The 2,773-nt window shown below is 67.9% G+C and carries 4 protein-coding genes and 1 pseudogene; all 5 read left to right on the top strand.

Annotated elements, in window-relative coordinates; translation table 11 throughout:
• The coding region (locus tag FGF04_RS33720; protein WP_408055703.1) for a helix-turn-helix domain-containing protein at nucleotides 1-336 on the top strand (336 nt) is incomplete at its 5' end.
• A 472-nt stretch (nucleotides 337-808) separates the two neighbouring features.
• Nucleotides 809-1,015 carry a helix-turn-helix domain-containing protein gene (locus FGF04_RS33715; protein WP_149515197.1) on the top strand — a complete coding sequence of 69 codons (207 nt, stop codon included), beginning with the start codon at nucleotides 809-811 and terminating at the stop codon, nucleotides 1,013-1,015.
• A gap of 66 nt (nucleotides 1,016-1,081) precedes the next feature.
• Nucleotides 1,082-2,170: a tyrosine-type recombinase/integrase gene (locus FGF04_RS33710; RefSeq protein WP_149515196.1), complete on the top strand. Its 1,089-nt coding sequence runs from the start codon at nucleotides 1,082-1,084 to the stop codon at nucleotides 2,168-2,170.
• Complete coding sequence (locus FGF04_RS42175; RefSeq protein ID WP_149515195.1) at nucleotides 2,167-2,547, top strand: hypothetical protein; 381 nt, start codon at nucleotides 2,167-2,169, stop codon at nucleotides 2,545-2,547. Before FGF04_RS33710 ends, FGF04_RS42175 begins: the two co-directional genes overlap by 4 nt.
• A 29-nt stretch (nucleotides 2,548-2,576) precedes the next feature.
• Nucleotides 2,577-2,773, top strand: a pseudogene (locus FGF04_RS33700) (IS5/IS1182 family transposase); the annotation flags it as partial.

Here is a 2,773-nt window from a genome sequence, read left to right as displayed (position 1 = left end):
ATGGCAGACACCACACCGCTTCCCCCGCTGGGGAAAGCAAGCTACAACACACCCATGCCGCCACGCCCTCTCGAAATCGGCCCCGCCGGACAAGCCGCCGCACACGCCATAGAGCGCCTGCGCACTACGCGCGGCTACTCGCAGCGCCGACTCGCCGACCGCGTCACCGCCCTCGGCCGGCCCCTGACCTTCACCCAACTCTCCCGCATCGAAAGGCGAGTTCGCCGTTGCGACGTCGACGACCTCGTGTCCATCGCCGCTGCTCTCGGCGTGGCTCCCCAGACACTCCTCGGCGATGCCGATGCGCGTCCCCGGGCGGGCGGCGAGGGAACATAGCCGACGATCGCCGGTTGGCCAAACCGGCGATTCTCCGCACCATTGAACGACCGGGGCGCGCCCACGTGTCCCCATGTTGTGTGTGAGGAGTCGAGCAGTTTGCCACAGCCCGCAATAGGCGATTTTTTGTTGCTCTTCCAGGGGCGCATTCATGCCCTTCCGGAACGGATTGAAGAGGAGTCTTCGGGATCGGTGTTTCCCTTCTTCGCCTTCGCGGCGGGCACAGCCTGCTCGCCTGAGCAGTAATAACCCTTCCGCGCTCTGGCCCAGGATCCGGGCGCGAGCCCGCCGCCACACACATCCCGACCATCGGCGGTCCGCACCTCGCTACGGCCATCACGCGACGCATCTCCTGGGCGATGTGGTCCCACTGCCCTGACTGGGCCGGTTGACCTTCGTGCTGCATCGCCCGGCAGCCCGGCGGAATCGAATCGCCGGCTCTTTCCTCCCTCTTGTCTCCAAGGAGTCGCCCATGCCTGCCCGTTTGCTGTCCATCCCTGCCGTGGCCGCCGCCCTGGACGTCGACCGCCGCACCGTCTACCGCTTCATCGCCGCCGGGGACCTTCCCGTCGTCGATCTGCGCACCGGGACCAAACGCTCCCGCGTCCGCGTCCCCGCCGCAGGGCTGGAGGAGTTCATCGCCAGCAGGCTGGTCGCTTCCCCGCGCGCCCGCCGGTGATCTCTCGCCGTCGCTCCGGCCCTCACCGTTCCTGCGTGAAGGAGCAGTACCACGTACCTGCGTAAATTGAAGTCCGGCAGGTGGCAGGCGACCGTACGCAACCGGACCGGCGACCGGTTCAGCGAGTCCTTCCCCCTCAAGGCCCAAGCGCGAGCTTGGGGCATCGAGCTGGAGACCCAGTTCGCCCGTGGAACCGTGCGCGACCCGCGGGCCGGGGAAATCGCGTTCCGGGAGTGGCACGACCGATGGTGGAGCGCCCGCATCGTCGAACCCCACACCCTGCGCGGCGACGCGTCCAGCATCAAGAACCACGTCATGCCCCACTGGGCGGACTGGGAGATGCGGGCCATCACCCGCATGGACGTCCAGAGCTGGATCCGCTCCCTGGTCGACAAGGGCGCGGGCCCTGCTGCGATCAAGCGGGCCTACAACCTGACGTCGTCGATCATGCGTGCGGCGGTCGACGACGATGTGATCGCGGTCAGCCCGTGCCGCAGCATCGATCTGCCGCCCATCGCCGTCAAACCGCCGCAGTGGTTCACGCCCGACCAGGCGCAGAGCATCCTCGACCAACTCGCCCCCGCCTGGCGCACGATGTGCCTGCTCGGCTTCTACACCGGACTGCGCTGGGGAGAACTCTCCGGCCTGCACCGCCACCGCATCGACGTGCGCCGCTCACGCCTGTTCGTGGTGGAGGTCAACACCAAGAGCGGCATCAAGGAATACCCCAAGAGCTCCAAGAGCCGCCGGGAGGTCCCGCTCCCGCCCCACGTCCTGGAAGCGTTCGAGCGCCACATCCACCGGCTCGACCGCGACGCGGTGGTGTTCACCACCATCACCAAGGGCCGCTCCGGGCGCCTGCTCGCCGACAGCAACTGGCGCCGGCAGACCTGGTGGCCCGCCGTCGAGGCCGCCTACTGCTTCGGCGACGACGGCGAGCTGCAGCCCGTCCCGCACTACCCGCCGCACTCCATGCGCCATACCTGCGCCTCGTGGCTCGTCCAGAAGGGAGTCTCGCTCTACGAGGTCCAGCACCTCCTCGGCCACGAGAGCTTCCAGACCACCCAGCGCTATGCCCACCTCCAGCCGGACGCCCACAAGGCCGTCCTCGGAGCCTGGAAACGCATGGAAAACCCGCTCACCATCACCACATGAACGTTCCTTCGCCCCTGTCCGCGCCGGACGGGGGCGAAGGCGTCTTGCAGCAGGTGACGCTCGAACGGGCTGGGGTCGGCCAGCGGGTGTCACCTCATGTCGAGGAACTTCCTGGCGCCGCGGAGCCTCATGCCCAGTCGGTGTTGCAACGGCCGGTTGAAGTCGCCCAATACGGCTCCCGGGCCTTCATCGATCTCTGCGACGAACTCGGGGACATCCACTCGATGGGCGCGGTCGGCACCAGCGCGGACAACAACGCGCCCTGCGAAAGTTTCCACGCGCCCCTGAAGCGCGAGACCCTCCAGGGCGCTCGCGACCACGGCGGCGCCAGCACCTGCAGAAAGAGGGTATTTGCCTGGCTAAGGGTTGTCCCGTAACTGCCGGTCACGGGTGAGATAATCTTGCTGTGTCTGGTGTGATCACGGCGTCGGAGCCCTCCTGGATAGGCCCGTTCACCGGCCTGAGCCCGCGCCAGTTCGGCAAGCTGATCACCGCGTTGCGGCGGGAGGGGGCGGACCCGGTGCGCAAGGGACGGCCGTGGAGCCTGCCGCTGGAGGACCGGGTCCTGCTGGTCGCCGCGTACTGGCGGACCAACCTGACGCT

The sequence above is a fragment of the Streptomyces apricus genome, from assembly GCF_008369065.1.
GTDB classification, from domain to species: domain Bacteria; phylum Actinomycetota; class Actinomycetes; order Streptomycetales; family Streptomycetaceae; genus Streptomyces; species Streptomyces apricus.
The sequence above is the reverse complement of the archived record's forward strand: the minus strand, read 5'-3'. Positions and strand labels throughout refer to the sequence as shown.